Here is a 19988-nt window from a genome sequence, read left to right as displayed (position 1 = left end):
GCCAAATACCAGCCAACGCGGGGCCATGAGGCCCCGCTATCTCTGCGTCAGGATGCCAGCGCATCCACCAGCTTGCCAGCGCCAAAACGGAACGGGTCCGTTGCGGGCAGGCCCATGCGATCTTCGATCTCTTTCAGGCAGGCTTGCGCCGCCGCCTCATCCAAAGCCTTCGTGTTGACCGACACACCCGCCACAAAGCAATCCGGGTTGGCCACACGCGCCAAGGGCAGTGCCGTGTCACGCAGTGTCTCCAACGACGGCAAACCGTAGTGCGGCAGTCCGCGCATGTGTGTCCGCGTGGGTTCGTGGCACAGCACCAATGCATCCGGCTGACCGCCATGGATCAACGCCATGGTGACCCCGGAATAGGACACGTGGAACAGGCTGCCCTGCCCTTCGATGTGATCCCAGTGATCCGCATCGTTGTCGGGTGTCAGGTATTCAACGGCGCCGGCCATGAAATCGGCAATCACAGCGTCCAACGGCACACCCTTGCCCGTGATCAAAATACCAGTCTGCCCAGTTGCGCGGAAATCGGATTTCATCCCCCGGTCGCGCATCTCTGCGTCCATGGACATGGCGGTATACATCTTGCCACAGGAACAATCCGTCCCAATGGCCAAAACCCGCTTGCCTGTCCGTTTCTTGCCGTTGGCAATGGGATAGGCGATTGTCGGCACCCGCACGTCATGCAGCGTACCGCCATTGACCTTGGCTGCCGACTGCAATTCGTTTTCGTCGCGCAGCAAGTTGTGCAGGCCAGCCGCCAGATCATACCCCATCTGCAAGGCTTGAACTAAAACGACCTTCCACTCATCCGAAATCACGCCACCCCGGTTGGCCACACCAATGACCAGTGTTTTCGCACCGGCCTTCAGCCCTTCTTCGAGGGACATGTCGGCAAGGCCCATATCCGCACCACAGCCCGGCAGTCGGAATTGACCCACTGCATTCTCGGGGCGCCAGTCCTTGATGCCTTGCGCCACTTTCGCAGCCAGTTGGTCAGGCGCGTCGCCCAGGAACAAAAGATACGGTGTCTGAATCATGTCGCATTTCCCCATAGCAGTTCCGCGCGATTTTACCGGTTTTCTGCGCAAAACCATTGCGAAGCGCGCTCTGACGCAGTCCTTAACCGTAGATTTCAGCGCCAATTAGCAAATTGTTCGAAGAAACTTGCGCGAAGCCGCCATGAAACGCACACGCCGCCGACTCGAATGCTGCACCTGCAAAATGATGGTTGCGTACCGCTACGCAATTTAATAGCTGCGTGACAGAGAAAAACGAAACAATGTTGCCAAGGGGTCGCCCATGTCCTTCCGCCTTCAACCCACACCGCCTGCACGCCCCAATCGCTGCCAACTCTTTGGCCCCGGATCTCGCCCTGCCATTTTCGAAAAAATGGCTGCCTCCGCTGCCGATGTCATCAACCTGGACCTCGAAGACAGCGTGGCCCCCTCCGACAAGGACAGCGCTCGCGCCAACATCATTCAGGCCATCGGCGACATCGACTGGGGAACCAAGACGCTGTCGGTGCGCATCAACGGCCTCGATACACCCTACTGGTATCGTGACGTCGTCGACCTGCTGGAACAAGCGCCCGACAGGCTAGACCAGATCATGATCCCAAAGGTCGGCAATGCAGCCGATGTCTATGCCGTCGACGCCCTCGTCACTGCCATCGAAACCGCCAAGGGCCGCACAAAACCCATCACATTCGAAGTCATCATCGAATCCGCAGCAGGCATCGCCCACGTCGAAGAGATCGCAGCCGCTTCTCCCCGCATGGCCGCTATGTCGCTGGGCGCCGCAGATTTCGCGGCCTCCATGGGCATGGCAACCACCGGAATCGGCGGAACACAAGAAAACTACTACATGATCCGCGACGGCCAGAAACACTGGTCCGACCCATGGCACTGGGCACAAGCAGCCATCGTCGCCGCATGCCGGACACACGGCGTCCTGCCGGTGGATGGTCCCTTTGGCGATTTCTCTGATGACGACGGCTTCCGGGCACAGGCACTGCGCTCGGCAACACTGGGCATGGTCGGCAAATGGGCCATCCATCCCAAACAGGTCGCCATCGCCAACGAAGTCTTTACCCCATCAGAGGCCGCTGTGGCCGAAGCCCGCGAGATCTTGGCAGCAATGGACGCAGCCAAGGCCAAGGGTGAAGGCGCCACGGTCTACAAAGGGCGGTTGGTCGATATTGCGTCGATCAAACAGGCCGAAGTCATCGTGCGGCAATCCGAGATGATCGCCGGCGCGTGACAATAGGGATGGTGGGTGGGGTGTCTTTGGCCACAGGCCAAAGCACGTCAGCCCCCATCCTCCACAGACCAATCCTTGCGCCCATCAACACCTGTCTCGGCAATCAACCCCAAGCGCTTGGCTTCGTAATAATACCCCCGCGCGTACCACATCACGGCGGCATCCATGTCGCCCCCTGACACCAACCACGCACCGCGCAAATACCGGACTGCAAACTTCAAATTCGTCTCCGCATCCAACAGCGCATCGGGTTCTCCGCGAAACCCCATGCTGCGCGCTGTCGCTGGCAGAATCTGCATGAGCCCATAATAGGTACCATTTCGCGCCTCCGGCCTGTGCGTGCTCTCGCGCACAATCACCCGCTGCACCAACGCCACAGGCACGTCGTTCCGCGCCGCCGCTGCTTCGATCTGCGCGCGCAATGCGACTGTTTCGTTCGGGTATAGCGGCACAGCCTCCAAAACCGGCGCGGGTTCAGGGCGTCCACACGCAGTCACGATTACAATGCACAGGAAAACAAGCCATCTCATTGCACTGCGATACAGCACAGCCCAAACGCCCGCAAAGACCGCCTGCCTTCATAGGCAGGGAACCGCACAGAGACGTGATTGGGCATCTTCGCCCAGCCATTGTTGACTGTCCCAAACAGTAAGGACCCCGATATGACACGCCTGTTCGCCGCTCTTGCCCTGATCCTGTGCACACAGACCGCCCACGCCGAGATGGCACAACGCGCGGGCTGGTCCGTCACACCCAGTTCAAAATCCTATGACGCCCTGATCGCTGATGTGAAATCGGCCGCCAAGGCGCACAAAATGGGCGTCGTCACGCAAGCAGGCCCAACAGGGGCCGCCAGACAAAGGGGCATCACCATCCCCGGCAACCGCGTGATCGGTCTGTTCAACAACGTCTACGCCGTTAACATCCTGAACCTGTCGACCGCCGCCATGATCGAAGCGCCGGTACGGGTCTACGTCACTGAAAACCAGGATGGCACGGCCACTCTCAGCTACAAACTGCCATCGACCGTCTTTGCACCCTACGTGGACGAGGCTGGCCCAGAGCTTGCCACACTTGCGACCGAACTCGATGGGATCTTTGCAGCGATCAGCGCACAAGCCACACAGTGACCTATGCGCGCTCATCCTTTGGGGATCCGATCACCACATAAGTCGTAATGCCGTTCACCTGCGGCAGCGCGCCCAACATATCCGTGTGAAACGACTTGTAGCTGACCAGATCCGCGCATTCGACACGCAACAAATATTCCACATTTCCGGTGATGTTGTGGCATTCCCGCACCTCGGGTGCATGGGCAATAGCCCGTTCAAAGGCTTCCTGACTGGCCTTCGTATGACTGTTCAGACCGACACCGATATACGCGACAAACCCCGTGCCCAATTTGGTCCGGTCCAGAACGGCGCGGTACCCGCTGATGACGCCTGTGCGCTCCAACTCCTGAACACGGCGCAGACACGCAGAGGGCGACAGCCCCACCCGTGCCGCAAGGTCGATGTTGCTGATCCGGCCGTCTCGACCAAGCTCTGACAATATATTGTCGTTTATCGCGTCAACCTTCGCCATTCATTGCGTAGCTTTCCGCATGCCCTACAAATTTGCAATCCTAAGCGGCGCGCTTCTTGCCATTTGTTGCACATGACACTTGAACTCATCAGCGCTTTGGCCGTCTTTGCCTTTGTCAGCTCGATCACGCCGGGCCCCAACAACCTGATGCTCATGGCGTCGGGCGCGAATTTCGGCTTTCGCCGGACGATCCCACATATGCTGGGGGTCGGTCTCGGCTTTGTCTTTATGGTGCTGCTTGTGGGGGCCGGGCTGGTGCAGGTGTTCGATGCCTATCCAGTCAGCCACACGATCCTCAAAGGGGCGTCCGTGCTGTACCTACTGTGGCTGGCCTGGAAAATCGCGCATGCCGCGCCGTCCGACGCATCGTCCAACACCGGCACGCCGATGACATTCCTACAGGCCGCCGCATTCCAATGGGTCAATCCAAAGGCATGGACCATGGCCCTGACGGCTGTCACCGTCTACACGCCCGACACGTCGGTGTGGGCGATTGCCATCGTCGCGGCAGTCTTTGGTGCCATCAACTTGCCTGCGGTCAGTTCATGGACGTTGCTGGGGCAACAGATGGCGCGCATCCTCACCAATCCTGCGCGTTTGACCGCTTTCAACTGGTCCATGGCTGTATTGCTGGTGGCATCGCTCTACCCGGTCCTCTTTCCCTAGCGTTGCAAATTGCGACGCGCCCCGCCATATAGCGGCAAACCAAGAGGCGGAGATCGCGCGTGACGCAATATCTGGAATTCGAAAAGCCGTTGGCCGAAATCGAAGGCAAGGCCGAAGAGCTGCGGGCACTCGCGCGCCAAAACGAGGACATGGATGTCTCGGACGAGGCCACCGCCCTCGACGCCAAGGCCGAAGTATTGCTGGCCGACCTCTACAAGGATCTCACGCCATGGCGGAAATGCCAGGTGGCCCGCCACCCGGATCGTCCGCATTGCACCGACTATATCGAGGCGCTGTTCACCGAATACACACCTCTGGCCGGGGATCGCAATTTTGCCGACGATCACGCCGTTATGGGCGGTCTGGCTCGTTTCGACGACCGCCCCGTCGTTGTGATCGGCCATGAAAAGGGCAATGACACCAAATCCCGGATCGAACGCAACTTTGGCATGGCCCGCCCCGAAGGTTACCGCAAAGCCATCCGGCTGATGGACATGGCACACCGATTTGGCCTGCCGGTGATCACGCTGGTGGACACCCCCGGCGCCTATCCCGGCAAAGGTGCGGAAGAGCGCGGCCAATCCGAAGCCATTGCCCGGTCGACCGAGAAATGCCTGCAAATCGGCGTGCCCCTGATGTCGATTGTCATTGGTGAGGGCGGATCAGGTGGTGCTGTTGCCTTTGCCACAGCCAACCGCGTGGCGATGCTGGAACACTCTGTCTATTCCGTGATCAGCCCCGAAGGCTGTGCGTCGATCTTGTGGAAAGACGCTGAGAAAATGCGCGAGGCGGCAGAGGCATTGCGCCTGACGGCACAGGACCTCAAGCAGTTGGGTGTGATCGACCGTATCATCCCGGAATCCGTTGGCGGCGCCCACCGCCATCCTGCGGCCACGATTGCATCGGTCAGTGCCGCAATCGCCGGCATGTTGACGGAACTGGACGGCAAGGACCCCAGCGCCCTGATCGCAGACCGCCGCAAAAAATTCCTCGACCTGGGGCAAACGGGGCTGGCGGCCTAACCGACGCCAGTTGCCTGCATATCCGCGCCTACGACGATACCCGGCAGTTCAAACAGCACTTCTGCGCCAACATCGCGCTGTGCAACGGTGACACGCCCGCCGCGTGACCGCGCAAGGCGGCGCACCCCCAACAAGCCATATCCGCCAATGGATTCGACCGGCCCTGCGTCCGGTCCATACGCATTGACGGCCACATCGCCGAAACCATCCCCATCATCGAGCACAGAAAACACCAGGCGCTGTGCGTTCATCTGAGTGACACCGATCTGTATGTGGACCGAGGGCTTGCCCGAGAACTTGATGGCGTTGTCGATGAGATTGCGCAGGATGATCTGGACTACGGTGTAATCGGCCTGAACCTCAACACGCGGAAATTCCGCACTGTGTGACCGCATCGGGTCCAGCAGAACCATGACATCGTCACACAACGCCCCGAAATCAAATGTCGTCGTCTGGTCCGGCGCATTCGCAGCGAGCGCCTGCGCCATGATGTCAGAGACAACAGACAACGCTTTGTCTGCGATTTTATCAATCATATCAATTAACTGAACTTTGCCGTCACCATGATCCACAAAGTCCTGGCGCATCACGGAGGCCAGCGTTTTCAGATTGCCGATCGGACTGCGCAAATCATGCGCGGCCAGACATACCAGGTCTTCCATCTCGCGGGCCGCCGCGTGGGCCATCGCTTGCGCTTGTATCTGCTCGCGGTGGTCGGTGATGTCCTTGGATGTGCCAACCATATAGCTCAGGGCGCCCGCATCGTCATAGACGGCGCGCAACCGCGTATGGACCCAGGTTGTCGCGTCCTTGATCGGCAGCGCAACCTCGTACTCGGTGGATTGGGCATCTGACCACGCGCGGCACTGTCGCCTGTAAACGGAATAGGCCGCGCGCCCGGAAAATATCTCGTAAGCCGGTTGATCGCGCACCTGGTCCAACGTCTTGCCCAGACTGTTCAGACCACACGCATTGAGAAAATGATAAATCGGGCGACCCGCCGCATCCGCCTTCAGGACAAAGATCGCCTCGTCCACGAAATCATAACTCGAAAAGTCTTGCGTCTGCATCGGTCACCCTCGTTCAGTGCAACGAGACATATACCGGGCAAGTCTACCAAACGCTTAACGTGTCAGGTGGCGAGCATACGCAACCCTTGGGTGACGTCGGATCGGACCGCAAGCCGCAACCCCGGCTCGTCCCCCGCACGCAGGGCCGCAATGATCAGACGGTGATAGCGCGGCGGCTCAGTGCGCCGCAATCTGCCATAGAGCGACCGCATCGTCGGTCCCATCTGCAACCACACGGTCTCTGCCATGGCCAGCATCGCGGGTGCCTGCGCCCGCAGGTACAGTGTGCGATGGAATTCGAGGTTCGTGCGGATATAGCTCACGGCATCACGGTGCGCGACAGCCTCGGCCACCGCGCCGTTGATGGATTGAAGCCGCTCAATCAATGCAAGATGCGCACGCGGCAACGCCCGCGTTGCGAGTTCGACCTCGATCAACGCCCGCAGCGCGGCCAATTCCTCGATCCGTTCATTCGACAGCTCGGGCGTCGACATGCGCCCGGACGGCGACAGCGTTAACGCACCCTCAGCCACGAGGCGGCGGGCAGCCTCGCGCACAGGTGTCATGGACACATCGTACTGTTTGCCAATCCCGCGCAGTGTCAGGGCCTGCCCCGGCGGGATGTCGCCGTGCATGATCCGTGTCCGCAACCGCCGATACACGCGATCATGGGCGGCTGTTGTGCTGTCTCTTGGGCGTGGCGATACTTGCATGGGCATTTGTGATCACAGGCAGAACCGTGGGTCAATCGCCAAATCGGTAGCGGTGCAGGTCGTTGCCATCCGTGCGCAACCACCGACGCATTTCGGTATAGGGTCCGTGGATGCGTTCAACCTCGGCCCAGAACGCGGGCGAGTGGTTCATCTGGGCCAGATGCGCAACCTCATGTGCCGCCACATAGTTCAGCACGGGCACCGGCGCGAGGATCAAGCGCCACGAAAACATCAGCCGCCCAGTCGAGGAACATGACCCCCAACGGGACCGGGTGTCTCGAATACTGAGGCCGGAATACGACTGACCCAACCGCGCTGCATAAACGTCACAGGCGGCGGCCAAACGGTCACGTGCATGCGCCTTGAGATATCCCAGCAGGCGACGCGGCACCGCGTCTACTTTTCCCGGCACCAGAAGGGCGTCATCCGTCAGCTCAACAGTACGGCCGCGCCCCGGATCAATCCGCCGCGGCATCCCCTCGACGGGCAGAACTGCGCCAACGGTGACACGCACTTCACCGGGTCGCGCTTCCAAATGCTTGCGAATCCACCGCTCTTTCTGGTGGGCAAAGGCCAGCGCCTCGTTCGTTGGCACCGCATTTGGCGCTGTCAGGGTCACCCGTCCATCCAATTGGGAAATACGCAATGTGATGCGCCGCGCCCGCGCAGATCGGCGCAAGGTCAGCGGGATATCCGGATCCCCTTGAAGCACATGCTCCGCCACCCCATTTCCCCCATTGCGTCATAAGGCTTTGACTCCGTCCCGGCCTTATGGCACTTGCCCAGAATCGCCGCAATATGGACGTCCTGCACCGCGCGCTGTCGCGCCATCGCACCGCAGGCCACACGAGACACGAAGGATCACCGATGCCAAAGGAAGAATGGGGCACCAAACGCCTGTGCCCAACCACGGGTAAACGGTTTTATGACATGAACCGGAATCCCATCGTCAGCCCCTATACAGGCGATGTGGTCGAACTGGACAGCACCAAGACGCGCATGATTGCAGCCGACGCCGAAGATGCCGTAACAGCCAAAGCCAAGGCTGCAACCGCGTCCGAGGACGAGGATCAGGTGCTCGACGATGATGACGTCGATGTGGAACTGGACGACGATTTGCTGGACGACGAAGAGGACGAAGATACAGTCCCCCTCGAAGAACTGGCCGACGTCGCATCCGAGGACGACGAGTCCTGAAAACCAAGGGTCGAACGGGGTCTTTTTCGCTTGATCCCGTTCGGCAAAGCGCCTAATCAGCGGCGCACGGCCAAACGGCCAACCAGGAATGGGGCATTAGCTCAGCTGGGAGAGCGCCTGCATGGCATGCAGGAGGTCAGCGGTTCGATCCCGCTATGCTCCACCATTCCTCGCCATCAAGACATGTGACAACTGCATCCGCAGGCGCTGACTTACGGGCAACGGCTGCGCCGTCACCCTGAGTGCAGCGGTTCGATCCCGCTATGCTCCACCGTTCCTCGCCACCAAGACATGTTAAAGCTGCATCCGTGGGCGCCGACCGACGGGCATCGGCTGCGCCGTCACCCTGAATGCAGCGGTTCGGTTGCGCAGATCCACCAGATTTTTCCGCTTGCGCTGGAGCAACTCCAGCTTGCTAGGGTCCTTTTGGCGATGCTGTGAAAGGACCCAACCATGAAGATTACAGAAGTCTCCGGGAAATGCGGGCGGAGCATCGACACCATCCGCTACTATGAGAAATCCGGCGTCTGTCCGCCCATCGCGCGGGCACCAGATGGGCAACGTCGGTTCACCCCTGAAAATCTGGACTGGTTTGTCTTGCTCGCGTCCCTGCGCAACACCGGCAAGCCCACCGCACGGATGAAGGCGTTTGCCAATCTGTACCGCCATGGCGATGCGACCATTGCCGACCGAAAAGAGATGTTGGAAGCGCATGGCGCCCATCTCGATCAACAGCAGCAGCACCTTGATCAATGCCGTGCGCTGCTGGGGCGCAAGATTGAGCGCTATGAGCAGATCATGGAGGCATGGCATGAGGATTCTTATCGTTGGCGCCTATGGTGACGTCGGGCGCGCGGCCTGCGCCGCATTGGGCGAGCGGCATGACCTGATCCGTGCGGGCCGCTCACGCGGGGATGTGACACTCGATATGTCGGACGCTGCGGCAGTGACTGCGATGTTCTCCCATATCGGGCAGGTCGATGCCGTTGTCAGCACTGCAGGTGAGGTGCGGTTTTGCCCGCTTGCGGATCACGACCACGACACGATGCTTTACGGCATGCGACACAAGGTGATGGGCCAGATCAATCTGGTCCTGTGCGGACTGAACACTGTTGCCGACGCGGGCTCCTTTACCCTAACCAGCGGGATCCTTGACCGCGATCCAGTGCGCGGAGGCATCGGCGCGGCCACGGCAAACGGCGCGCTGTCGGGGTTCGTTTCCGGCGCGGCCATTGAAATGCCACGCGGCCTCCGGCTGAACGTGGTCAGCCCCGGCCTGCTCGACACGTCGCAGGACCGCTATGGTGCACTCTTTCCAGGTCACGCGCCGGTACCGGCCGAGGATGTTGGACGCGCCTATGTCAAAGCCGTCGAAGGCGCAGGCACCGGACAGGTCATCACCGTGCCATAGTGCCCATCAGCCTCCGTATTTCTCCAGAAACGCTTCGGCGGGCAGCCTGCGAAAATCATCCAAAGCGCCGCGCAAACGGTCGTGGGGCCAGTCCCACCACGCCAGCGCCACAAGGCGCTCGGCAATGCCCTCTGGCTGCCGGTCACGCAATTGCACGGCAGGGGTGCCCGCCACAATCGTGTAAGGCGCAACGTCCCTGGTCACGACCGCGCCCGCTGCGACCACGGCACCATCACCCACAATCACTTCTGGCTTTATCATCGCCCCATGCCCCAGCCAGGTATCGTGGCCCACGGTCGCGCGGCGGGACCTGCGATGGGCAAAGAACGCCTCGTCCCGCCCGGCATCGTCCCAATAGTCATCTGACCGGTAGAGAAAGTGGTGACAGCTCGCCGTATGCAGCGGGTGATCTGTCGCCCCAATCCGGACAAAGCTCGCAATGTTGGAAAACTTGCCCACAGTCGCGTTCGCAATGTCGGCATAGCGGTCACAATAGGAATAGTCGCCCAATGTCGCATAGACGATCCGCGATCCCTTGCCGACTTCGACATAGTGACCAAACGTGGTCTCGGTCACCTCCACATCTGCATGCAGAAACACATCCTTGCCGAGGCGCGCCATCAGTGTTTGCCTTCACTGCGCCCAATCAGACGACCGCGCAGCCAACCAGAGAACCAGTCCATGAACATCACCATCAGCACAACCAGGACGATGTAATAGGCGACCTCTTCCCAATCTTTTTGCGTCTGCATCGCTTGCGTCAGCAGCAGACCAATGCCGCCCCCTGTGATTGCACCGATGATCGTCGCGGACCGGGTATTCGATTCCAGGAAATAGAGGATCTGCGCCAACAGCACCGGCACAATCTGTGGGATCACCCCAAAGCGGTAACGCTGCATCGGCTTGGCCCCGGTCGACGCGACACCTTCGATCTGTTTGGCGTCCACGTTCTCCAACGCTTCGGAGAAAATCTTGCCGAACGTGCCCGTGTCCGTGATCAGGATTGCCAAGGCACCGGTCAACGGCCCCGGACCAAAGGCCCGCGCCAGAACGATAGTCCAGATCAACGCATCAACGCCGCGCACAAAGTCAAAGAGCCGCCGCGTCACACCCCGCACCAGCGCCAAGGGGGCAAAGTTGCGCGCCACCATGAATGCCAGCGGCAGCGCGATCATTGCAGCGCCAAATGTGCCCAGAAACGCCATCAGGATGGTCTCGCCAATGGCCCAGACAACGTCGGCATGCCGCCACATGGGATTGCCCCAGAAGTCACCCCATGCTCCGGCCACATTGGACTGCGCGGGGTCGATCTGTTCTCCGAACAGGATCTGGGTCACCGGCACCCCGTGATAGGGCGAGGCCAGTGTGAAAAAGAACAGCTCCCAACCGCCCTGATACCGGAACACTTCGGTCTTGGACCGCGTCAGTGTCACCCGCCCATTGTCGGTGGTGATGGTCACCCGGCGCGGGCTGGCATTGATCCAATCGGGCAGCGTACCGCTGAGGTTGGTGACAATCTGACCGTCGGCCAACACGGCGTCGATCACGCCAAACGTGGGTACTTCGATCCGGGTGGCGTTGCCCGGCAGCAATGTCACCATTGCCCCGTCACCCAATGCGATGCGCAACGCATCATCCCCGCCTGTCACCCATTCGGGGCGCGCACCATCGGGATACCGCCCCTTGCGCTCGCCCTCGACCGCATAGTCGACCGCACCCGACCGGTTGGACCGTGTCACATGCGTCTTATAGGACCAACTGTCGGACACCAACGTGACTGCGTTGTCCCACTTGGCCCGCTGTGCCAGACCCAGAACGTCAAAGGCGAAAAAGACGTAGACAAGATAGGCCAGGATCACCGCAGGCACCGCACAGGCAATCAGCCTCTTGCGCTGGATCAGCCCGTCAGCATCCAGTTTCAATGTTGCAACGTCGCTCATGCCCGCGCCCCCTTGGTCAAACGGTCGCGGTAGCGCGACGACACCTGGTCAAAGGCCACGATGGTGGCAAAGAGCAGGATAAAAATAGCCGCCGCCTCGTCAAATCGGCCCGGCCCCCAAGCCATCGCATTGCGCAGCTCATAGCCGATCCCGCCTGCGCCAACGAAACCCAGGATCGCCGAGGCGCGGATATTGATCTCGAACCGCAGCAAAGCATAGCTGAGGTAGTTGGGTGCAATCTGCGGGATCACGCCCAGCAGCATTTGTTGCGACCATGTGGCCCCGGTCGATTTCAAACCATCGACGGGTTTGAGGTCGGCATTCTCGGCCACTTCGGAAAACATCTTGCCCAATGCGCCCGCGGTGTGGATTGCAATGGCAATCATCGCAGGCACAGGCCCGCCGCCCATGACGAATATCAGCATCAGGGCAATGACGATCTCGGGGATGGCACGCATCAGGTCCATGAACCGCCGAAAGACCGGAATGGCGCGCGGCCACCGCGCCAGACCGCGCGTGGACAACAGCGACAGAAACAGCCCAGCAACCGCGCCGACCAATGTGGACACAGCAGCAATGTTGATCGTCTCGATCAGCGCCGGGATGTATTTGACCAAAAGACCCGGCAGGTCGGCCCGCTTGGCCCAGGCCTCGGACAGGACATCAGCGGGATAATCGCCAATGTTGTGCAACCCGTCCCAAAACCCACCCGCGTTGCGGTCGTCAGCGATGTTGAACCCGCTGATCATCAGCAGGGCAAACACCGCGAGCGTCAAACCGCCGTACAGGCGACGACGGTTTACAAGGGCCATATAGTTGGCCTGTATCTGCGCAGTGGCGTCGGTCATGGGGATGCTCGATTTGAAAACGGGGCCGCCTGTCTGGCGACCCCGTGTGATGTGGAAATCAGTTGCTGATCTTGGCTTTGCGCGCCTCGATCACCGATGTGTAGGTGTCATGCGTCACCGGCTGAAAACCGAGCGTTTCGCCAGCCGCCACAGCGTAGGCACAGTCCTGGTCACGCTCGTGCAGACCGTCGACCAGCGCCGTCATCGTGGCACGCACATCCGCAGGCAACGCCTTGCGCAGCACGATGGGACCTTCGGGGATGACCTTGGATTTCCAGATCTGCGTCAGCTCGTTCATGTCGACCAGACCGGCATCAACCGCCTTGCGCAATGCGCCGGAGTTATAGCCGTCTTCCCAGTCGCCCTGACCGTCAGCCCAGGTCACGCCTGCGTCGATGTCACCGTTGAACACAGCGACGATGGTCTGCTCGTGGCCGCCGGTGAATTTGACCTCACCAAAGTAGTCGTCGGATTCCATTGTTGCGCCTGTGGCCTCGGGGATCTCGATCGACGGGATCAGATAGCCAGAGGTCGAGTTCGGGTCGCCAAAGCCAAAGTCCTTGCCCTTCATGTCATCCAGCGATGTGATGCCGGATTCGGTGCGGGCAAACCCGATGGAATGATAGCCGATGGACCCGTCCACGTTCACCTTGACCAGAACCGGCTCGACCGCTTCGGGGTCTTGCAGGAATGTCGCCGCGTAGGACGACGCACCCAGCCACGCCATGTCGATGGTGCCGCCCAACAGGCCCTGGATGACACCGTTATAGTCGGCAGGCGCGAACAGCTTGACCTCAACGCCCAGCGCGTCTTCGGTGTAACCTTGCAGGCAGGAATACGAGTTCAGACGGTCCTGGGCGTTCTCGCCGCCCAGGATGCCGATGCGAAATTCGTTGATGGTCTCGGCATATGCGACACCGCTCAGCGCGGTTGTGGCGGCCAGGGCCAGGGCAAAAGTCGTTTTCATGGGTCGTCTCCGTCAGTTGGACATGGATTGTAAAAAAGTCAGGCCGGAACGCGGATTGCCGCACCGGCCTGGTTCAGCGTCTCGATCTCGGTCGAGGTCGCAGCTTCGGAAAAATCGGCGCCCGCGCCGTAGATGTCGCGCGCAACACCAGTGGTCAGTTGTGCAGGCGTGCCGTCGAACACGATCCGCCCATCCCGCATCCCAATCACCCGGTCGCAATAGCGGCGCGAAGTATCCAGCGTGTGCAGGTTGCAAATCACTGTCCGCCCATCTTCGTCATGGATGCGGCGTAGGGCCTCCATCACGATCTGGGCGTTCATCGGATCAAGCGACGCGATGGGTTCATCCGCCAGGATAATGTCCGGGTCCTGCATCAACGCGCGCGCAATGGCGACCCGCTGCTGCTGACCGCCGGACAAGGCCTCGGCCCGTTTGGGCGCTTGTTCTGCGATGCCCAGACGATCAAGGATGTCGATGGCCGTGTGGATGTCGGCCTGCGGGTATAAGTTGAACATCGTGGCCAGCGTCGACCGACGGTTCAGCGTGCCGTGCAGCACGTTGCTAACCACATCCATACGCGGCACCAGATTGAACTGTTGAAAGATCATCGCACAGCGCGATTGCCAGTCCCGCCGCCGCGCACCAGACAGGTGTGTGACGTCCTCACCATTGTAGGTGATGCGCCCCTCGGTCGGCTCGGCCAAGCGGTTGATCATGCGCAACAACGTGGATTTGCCCGCACCAGACCGCCCAATGATCCCGATCATGGTCGGTTTGTCGGTCACGAATGACGCGGCATCCACAGCGGTCTTGTCGCCAAAGCGTTTCGTCAATCGGTCGATTGCCAGCATGTGAGCCCCCGTTTGTGCTTGGGGGCCGGAATACGCACCGTCCATGTCTGATCGGTGACAGTTTTGAAACCTGACGGTTACAGTCTTGCAAAGGATTTGTGACGCGCAGCGCCTGAGCCGGGTGTCATACAGACGTTACCAAATCGGGCTAGGTGCCGGCCGCGCGGCACGCGTCGGACACCCCGACCTTTGGCTGCACACACATTTCACACAGCATTTCAGTGACTCTGTCGCCCCCTGTCATAGGGGGCGACAATTCCCGCTGCCCGCCCATAAAAAACGGCGCCCGTTGGGCGCCGCTCTTGATCTTGCATGGGATGGGGTGGCGTTTAGCCTTTGCCCTTCCAAGGCACCAACAGCCGTTCGGCCCAGCGCATCAGCATGTCGATGCCGAAACCGATGATGCCGATCAGGATGATACCCATGATCACGATGTCCGTATTCTGGAACTTGGACGCGACCATGATCATCATGCCAGCACCCTGTTCGGCGGCGACCAGTTCGGCGGCCACAACCGTTCCCCAACAGACGCCCATCGCAACCCGCGCCCCGGTAAAGATCTCGGGCAACGAGTTGGGCACAATCACGTGCCGCATGATCTGCGCCTTGGACGCACCCAGACTATAGGCCGCATGCACCTTGGAGATTTTGACGCCGGACACACCGGACCGCGCCGCAATCGCCATAATCCAGAGCGCAGCAAGGAACAGCAGGATGATCTTGCCGGTTTCACCAATGCCCGCCCAAATGATCACCAGAGGGATCAGCGCCAAGGGCGGCACCGGACGCATGAATTCCACGATTGGGTCAAACCACCCCCGGAACCAGTTGCTCAGACCCATGGCATAGCCCAGCGGAATACCAACAAGCGCACCAAAGAAGAACCCGACAACAACGCGGAACAGCGAATAGCCCAGATGCTCCCACAATGTGGACCCACGGAACCCCTCGCTTGCGATCTCGCCAATCCGCTTGACCACAGCCTCAGGTGCCGGAAGCCAGATGGGCTCCATCTGCCAGCCCTTGTTGGGCTGAATGTTCGGCGTGCCTTTGTCGGAAATCGTCACCGTGGCAAAGCCCACATCGACCGTGTCTCCGGGCTGTACCTTGGATCCGTTGATCTCGACTACCTCGGCACCGTCACCGCGGCCCAGCTCATCGTTGCGGTCCACCCGCAACAGGCCCGACCGCCACATGCCGATGGCCACGCTGTCATCCTTGGCCCAGCCGTCACCGGGGGCCACTTCGGGCGCATCGGTGGGCGTATCGATAGGATGCACCACAACCGTGACCGTGGCTGTGTCACGCTCATTTCCCGCCTGAGCGGTGTATTCAAACGTACCAGTGCCCTCGAACGGACCCGGCGCATGCAGGAATTTTGGCAACAGGGCCGACCCGGTAAACATCCCCCACAGCAGGAAAATGGTCAGGATCGAAATCACACTCGCCGCCCGATTGGGCGTCACGGCGCTTTCATCACCAAACGTCACCGTCTTGAGCGATCCATAGTCGGAAATCGCCGACCGCTGCGCGATCTTGGTGACAACGAAAAAGGCGACCACAAAGATCGCGACGTAAATCAAAAACGGGATCATGTCGCTGCCTCCGTACGGCCCATAATTTCTTCTTCCATATCCCAGATCATGCCCAGAATCTCTTCGCGACGCTCCGAGAACTCGGGATGTTTCTTGACCTCACGCAGATCGGCATCAACGCCCATCTCCGCAAATGGCAGGCGGTATTCCTTGTGAATACGGCCAGGGCGCGGGGCCATGACCAGCAAACGCTCGCCCAGCAACAATGCCTCTTCGACGGAGTGGGTGATCAGGATGATTGTCTTGCCCGTCTCTTTCCACAGCTTCAGCACAAGGCTCTGCATCTTTTCGCGGGTCAGCGCATCCAGCGCGCCCAAGGGTTCGTCCATCAGGATCACGTCGGGATCATTGGCCAGACAGCGGGCCAAAGCCACACGCTGCTGCATGCCCCCCGACAACTCGTAAACGGCCTTTTCCTTGAAGTCCTGCAAACCCACCACATCCAGCAGGTGATCCACGATCTCCGCCTTGTCGGTCTTGGGCATGCCCTTCATCGACGGGCCAAAGCCCACATTCTCACGCACGCTCATCCATTCAAAAAGCGCGCCTTGCTGGAACACCATGCCGCGTTCGGCATCGGGTCCGCTGATCTCGTGACCGTTCAGGATCATCTTGCCATCGGTCGGCGCCAAAAAGCCCGCAACGATGTTCAATAGAGTGGTCTTACCGCACCCCGACGGGCCAAGCACGCTCAACAGCTCTCCGGCCTTGAGGTCCAGCGACACATCTTGCAGCGCCTGAACATGCCCGCCATTGGGCAAATCAAAGCGCATCGAAATACTTTGGATAGATAATCCGGACATAGGTTCCCACCTGTGGCTTGGGTGTTAAAGCACCCGGTAGGGCGGGGTTCACCCCGCCTCGGTATGAAAAAGGGCCCGCGCGCACATGGCACGCGAGCCCCTTTCCGATGATCTTACTTCGCTGCGGCGAGGGGCGCTGTGTTCACAGTGCCTTCATAGCTGTCGAGCGCGCTGTCGATGGAACCCGCGTTCACGAACACGTCGGCCACACCTTTCATGAAGGCAGGAGCCGTACCACCGAGCCATGCTTCGCTCAGTTGCTCTTCAACCGTGGGGAACTTGAAGGTCGCTAGCGTTGCGGCTGTCGCATCTTCGTCCATACCAGCGTCCTTGGCGATCACGGGCAGCATTTTCGCCTGGTTGGCCTCATCGGCCCACATTGCGTTGGCTGCGGCTGTGACAGACAGGAACTGGCTCAGCAGCTCGCCTTCTTCGGCGATGAAGTTTGCAGGGGCAGTTGTGGCGTCAAACACCAGGATGCCCAGCTCTTCTTTTTCCGCACCGGTCAGCAGCACGTTGCCGGACTCTTTCATGCGACGCAGTGCGCCACCCCAGCCACATGCCATGTCGACCGAACCCTGTGCCAGGGCGGCCGCACCTTCGGCGGGTGCCATGTCAACAACGTCCAGCGATGCCAGATCCACGCCAAAGTGGTTCATTTGGCTCAGGAAGCCGTAGTGCGCGGCTGTGCCCAGTGGCACGGCGACTTTCTTGCCGGCCAGTTCGCCTGCGGATTCCTTGTCGATCTCCAAACCCGAGGACACGACACAGTTGTCGTTCTCGGAATAGGACACGGCCACATCAACGATCTGGATGTCCTGACCGGCGGAAGCTGCAACCACGAACGGCGGCACACCTTGGCTGACCGAGATCTGAACGTCGCCCGACGCCATCGCCGCGGACATCGCGGTGCCGGTGTCAAAGCTCACCCAGTTGATCTTGGTGCCCCCCATGGCCTCTTCGTACATGCCCGTTTCTTTGGCGAACTGGAACGGCATCGGCCATTCCAGGAAATAGGCGACGGTGATCTCACCGCCATGACCGGCGGCGACGGCACCTTGTGCGCCCGCCAACATTGCGGTGGCTGCAACGGCACCCATCAGCTTGGTCTTGAATGTCATCTTGTTACTCCCGTGGTTCATGCAGCCATCTGAGCTGCACGTTTTTTGGATAGGTTCGGGCGGTGATCCGCCTCTGGTGGCGCGCGACACGCGCTGCGCTGGCGTGATCGGAGCCCAAAATTTGCGCCGGATCAACGTAAAATGAAACAAAGCGCCACAAATCCTACGACTTGAAACCGGCCTTTGGGATTCCGAAAACTGCGCCAGAGGCTTGAAAACAAGGCAAATTGACGGGTCAACCAAATACAAATCTATACCAAAAGGGTAAAACTGGATGTACTTATTGGGTTAAACTGGCCCTACTGTCGTGACTAGATTCTCAGCGATGTAAAAGTTGACGGGCGAAATACGCCCTTATTTCATTGGGTCCCCCAAACATCGAAAGGTCAAATGCTATGGACGGAACGTTCAACGAAAACGACATCAGCCGCGTTGTCGAGGCCGACCGCGCAAATGTGTGGCACCATCTGGTTCAACACCAGCCATTCTTTACCGGCGCGGACCCGAAAATCATTGTCGAAGGCAAGGGCCTCCGCGTGTGGGACCAAAAAGGCATCGAACATATCGACGCGGTGTCCGGCGGTGTCTGGACCGTCAACGTAGGCTACGGCCGCGAAAGCATGGGCGACGCCGTGCGCGACGCCATCGTTAAAATGAACTTCTTTGGCGGCACCGTCGGCACCATCCCCGGCGCGCTCTTTGCCGAAAAGCTGATCAGCAAGATGCCGGGCCTCGACCGCGTCTACTATGTGAACTCCGGTTCCGAGGCGAACGAGAAAGCCTTCAAGCTGGTCCGCCAGATCGCGCACAAGCGCTACGGTGGCAAAAAGCACAAGATCCTGTACCGCGACCGCGACTACCACGGCTCCACACTGGCCGCGATGTCGGCGGGTGGCCAGGACGAGCGCAACGCGCAATACGGCCCCTTTGCGCCCGGCTTTGTCCGCGTGCCGCACTGCCTCGAATATCGCAAGCACGAACAGGAAGGCGCTCCAGAGCAGAACTACGGTGAATGGGCCGCCAACCAGATCGAAGAGGTCATCCTGCGCGAAGGCCCCGATACGGTTGGCGCACTCTGCCTCGAACCTGTGACTGCAGGCGGCGGTGTGATCGAAGCCCCCGACGGCTACTGGCCCCGCGTGGCAGAGATCTGCAAGAAATATGACATCCTGCTGCACATCGACGAGGTCGTTTGTGGTATCGGGCGCACCGGCACATGGTTTGGCTACCAGCACTACGGCATCCAGCCCGATATGGTGACAATGGCCAAGGGTGTCGCGTCCGGCTATGCGGCCATCGCCTGCCTTGCGACCACAAACGAAGTCTTTGACATGTTCAAGGACGACACCTCGGACCACCTGAACTACTTCCGCGACATCTCGACCTTTGGCGGCTGCACGGCTGGCCCTGCGGCGGCGATCGAGAATATGCGGATCATCGAAGACGAGGATTTGCTGAGCAACACAGTGGCCATGGGCGACTACATGCTCGACGAGCTGCGCGCCCTTCAGGACAAGCACAGCGTGATCGGCGACGTGCGCGGCAAGGGTCTGTTCCTCGGGGCCGAACTGGTCGCAGATCGTGACACCCGCGAACCTGCGCAGGAAAAGATGGTGCAGGCCGTTGTTGGCGACTGCATGAAGCAAGCGGTGATCATCGGCGCGACCAACCGGTCACTGCCCGGTCGGAACAACACGCTCTGTTTCTCGCCCGCCCTCATCGCCACCAAGGATGACATCGACCAGATCGTCTCTGCCGTCGATGGCGCGCTGACACGCGTGTTTGGCTAACGCCTCTCTCGGGCAGCTAATTTGAAAAAGGCGGGGATCTCCCCGCCTTTTTTCTTGCCTGGCGCGCAAACACCGGCTGCGCGCCGATCTCTGCTCAAACAGTCCATGCTCTCCCCGCAGTGTTACCGCCAGATTCGTGCGC

The 19988-nt window shown here is 60.1% G+C and carries 22 protein-coding genes and 1 tRNA gene; 9 read left to right on the top strand and 14 right to left on the bottom strand.

All coding sequences use genetic code 11. The features are described 5' to 3' along the window. Positions 1-47 precede the first annotated feature (47 nt). The gene (gene dgcN / locus Q0936_RS02380) at positions 48-1046 is read right to left on the bottom strand and encodes an N-acetyltransferase DgcN (RefSeq protein WP_299138785.1); all 999 of its coding nucleotides are present in this window, start codon (positions 1044-1046) and stop codon (positions 48-50) included. A 262-nt stretch (positions 1047-1308) separates the two neighbouring features. On the opposite strand from dgcN, the gene Q0936_RS02375 reads away from it, so the two are divergent. After that, complete coding sequence (locus Q0936_RS02375) at positions 1309-2268, top strand: L-malyl-CoA/beta-methylmalyl-CoA lyase (protein WP_299138786.1); 960 nt, start codon at positions 1309-1311, stop codon at positions 2266-2268. 47 nt (positions 2269-2315) lie between these two features. On the opposite strand, the gene Q0936_RS02370 is transcribed toward Q0936_RS02375, so the two are convergent. Beyond that, positions 2316-2720 (bottom strand): lytic transglycosylase domain-containing protein, encoded by a 405-nt coding sequence (locus Q0936_RS02370; protein ID WP_366524811.1) that lies wholly within the window; start codon positions 2718-2720, stop codon positions 2316-2318. A 210-nt stretch (positions 2721-2930) separates the two neighbouring features. Between Q0936_RS02370 and Q0936_RS02365 the strand changes: the two genes are divergently transcribed. Further along, positions 2931-3398 carry a DUF302 domain-containing protein gene (locus Q0936_RS02365; protein ID WP_299295499.1) on the top strand — a complete coding sequence of 156 codons (468 nt, stop codon included), beginning with the start codon at positions 2931-2933 and terminating at the stop codon, positions 3396-3398. A 1-nt stretch (position 3399) separates the two neighbouring features. Here Q0936_RS02365 and Q0936_RS02360 read toward each other — a convergent pair whose 3' ends face one another. After that, positions 3400-3852 carry an Lrp/AsnC family transcriptional regulator gene (locus tag Q0936_RS02360; protein WP_299295497.1) on the bottom strand — a complete coding sequence of 151 codons (453 nt, stop codon included), beginning with the start codon at positions 3850-3852 and terminating at the stop codon, positions 3400-3402. Positions 3853-3924: 72 nt separating this feature from the next. Here Q0936_RS02360 and Q0936_RS02355 point away from each other — a divergent pair, with 72 nt between their 5' ends. Both Q0936_RS02355 and Q0936_RS02350 read left to right on the top strand, forming a co-directional pair. After that, on the top strand, positions 3925-4518 hold the full coding sequence (locus Q0936_RS02355) for a LysE family translocator (RefSeq protein ID WP_299295495.1): 594 nt from the start codon (positions 3925-3927) through the stop codon (positions 4516-4518). Between the two features lie 59 nt (positions 4519-4577). Further along, entirely contained in the window at positions 4578-5540 is a 963-nt protein-coding gene (locus tag Q0936_RS02350; RefSeq protein WP_299138797.1) for an acetyl-CoA carboxylase carboxyltransferase subunit alpha, read from the top strand. Here Q0936_RS02350 and Q0936_RS02345 read toward each other — a convergent pair. The 3 genes from Q0936_RS02345 to Q0936_RS02335 form a co-directional block, all read right to left on the bottom strand. Then, complete coding sequence (locus Q0936_RS02345) at positions 5537-6610, bottom strand: PAS domain-containing sensor histidine kinase (RefSeq protein ID WP_299295493.1); 1074 nt, start codon at positions 6608-6610, stop codon at positions 5537-5539. The genes Q0936_RS02350 and Q0936_RS02345 overlap by 4 nt on opposite strands. Positions 6611-6672: 62 nt before the next feature. After that, positions 6673-7323: a GntR family transcriptional regulator gene (locus tag Q0936_RS02340; RefSeq protein ID WP_299140116.1), complete on the bottom strand. Its 651-nt coding sequence runs from the start codon at positions 7321-7323 to the stop codon at positions 6673-6675. A 31-nt stretch (positions 7324-7354) separates the two neighbouring features. Further along, positions 7355-8035: a SprT family zinc-dependent metalloprotease gene (locus tag Q0936_RS02335; RefSeq protein ID WP_363323278.1), complete on the bottom strand. Its 681-nt coding sequence runs from the start codon at positions 8033-8035 to the stop codon at positions 7355-7357. A gap of 155 nt (positions 8036-8190) precedes the next feature. Between Q0936_RS02335 and Q0936_RS02330 the strand changes: the two genes are divergently transcribed. The 4 genes from Q0936_RS02330 (at position 8191) to Q0936_RS02315 (ending at position 9931) form a co-directional block, all read left to right on the top strand. Continuing rightward, positions 8191-8520, top strand: coding sequence for a TIGR02300 family protein (locus tag Q0936_RS02330; RefSeq protein ID WP_299138806.1), 330 nt, complete (start codon positions 8191-8193; stop codon positions 8518-8520). 90 nt (positions 8521-8610) lie between these two features. Then, positions 8611-8686: transfer RNA gene (locus tag Q0936_RS02325), tRNA-Ala, on the top strand. A 287-nt stretch (positions 8687-8973) separates the two neighbouring features. After that, the gene (locus tag Q0936_RS02320; protein ID WP_299295489.1) at positions 8974-9363 is read left to right on the top strand and encodes a MerR family transcriptional regulator; all 390 of its coding nucleotides are present in this window, start codon (positions 8974-8976) and stop codon (positions 9361-9363) included. Next, positions 9332-9931, top strand: a complete 600-nt coding sequence (locus tag Q0936_RS02315; RefSeq protein ID WP_299295487.1) for a short chain dehydrogenase — start codon at positions 9332-9334, stop codon at positions 9929-9931. Before Q0936_RS02320 ends, Q0936_RS02315 begins: the two co-directional genes overlap by 32 nt. 6 nt (positions 9932-9937) lie before the next feature. Here Q0936_RS02315 and Q0936_RS02310 read toward each other — a convergent pair whose 3' ends face one another. The 8 genes from Q0936_RS02310 to Q0936_RS02275 all read right to left on the bottom strand — a co-directional run bounded on the left by Q0936_RS02310 (position 9938) and on the right by Q0936_RS02275 (position 18056). After that, positions 9938-10552 carry a chloramphenicol acetyltransferase gene (locus tag Q0936_RS02310; protein WP_299295484.1) on the bottom strand — a complete coding sequence of 205 codons (615 nt, stop codon included), beginning with the start codon at positions 10550-10552 and terminating at the stop codon, positions 9938-9940. Next, positions 10552-11871 carry a phosphonate ABC transporter, permease protein PhnE gene (gene phnE / locus Q0936_RS02305; protein ID WP_299295482.1) on the bottom strand — a complete coding sequence of 440 codons (1320 nt, stop codon included), beginning with the start codon at positions 11869-11871 and terminating at the stop codon, positions 10552-10554. The genes Q0936_RS02310 and phnE (Q0936_RS02305) overlap by 1 nt, the downstream gene beginning before the upstream one ends. Then, positions 11868-12719, bottom strand: a complete 852-nt coding sequence (gene phnE, locus Q0936_RS02300) for a phosphonate ABC transporter, permease protein PhnE (protein ID WP_299295480.1) — start codon at positions 12717-12719, stop codon at positions 11868-11870. The genes phnE (Q0936_RS02305) and phnE (Q0936_RS02300) overlap by 4 nt, the downstream gene beginning before the upstream one ends. A gap of 58 nt (positions 12720-12777) precedes the next feature. Then, a complete protein-coding gene (gene phnD / locus Q0936_RS02295) occupies positions 12778-13686 on the bottom strand; it encodes a phosphonate ABC transporter substrate-binding protein (protein WP_299138855.1) in 909 nt (302 codons plus the stop codon). Between the two features lie 38 nt (positions 13687-13724). Beyond that, on the bottom strand, positions 13725-14537 hold the full coding sequence (gene phnC, locus Q0936_RS02290) for a phosphonate ABC transporter ATP-binding protein (protein WP_299295477.1): 813 nt from the start codon (positions 14535-14537) through the stop codon (positions 13725-13727). Between the two features lie 329 nt (positions 14538-14866). Beyond that, positions 14867-16132, bottom strand: a complete 1266-nt coding sequence (locus Q0936_RS02285; RefSeq protein ID WP_299295475.1) for an ABC transporter permease subunit — start codon at positions 16130-16132, stop codon at positions 14867-14869. Continuing rightward, a complete protein-coding gene (locus tag Q0936_RS02280; protein ID WP_299295473.1) occupies positions 16129-16935 on the bottom strand; it encodes an ABC transporter ATP-binding protein in 807 nt (268 codons plus the stop codon). Before Q0936_RS02280 ends, Q0936_RS02285 begins: the two co-directional genes overlap by 4 nt. A gap of 113 nt (positions 16936-17048) precedes the next feature. Continuing rightward, positions 17049-18056, bottom strand: a complete 1008-nt coding sequence (locus Q0936_RS02275; protein ID WP_299138865.1) for an ABC transporter substrate-binding protein — start codon at positions 18054-18056, stop codon at positions 17049-17051. A gap of 395 nt (positions 18057-18451) precedes the next feature. Between Q0936_RS02275 and Q0936_RS02270 the strand changes: the two genes are divergently transcribed. Further along, complete coding sequence (locus Q0936_RS02270; protein WP_299138867.1) at positions 18452-19846, top strand: aminotransferase class III-fold pyridoxal phosphate-dependent enzyme; 1395 nt, start codon at positions 18452-18454, stop codon at positions 19844-19846. Positions 19847-19988: the final 142 nt, after the last annotated feature.

This window comes from uncultured Tateyamaria sp., from assembly GCF_947488715.1.
Classification (GTDB): Bacteria; Pseudomonadota; Alphaproteobacteria; order Rhodobacterales; family Rhodobacteraceae; genus Tateyamaria.
The sequence above is the reverse complement of the archived record's forward strand: the minus strand, read 5'-3'. Positions and strand labels throughout refer to the sequence as shown.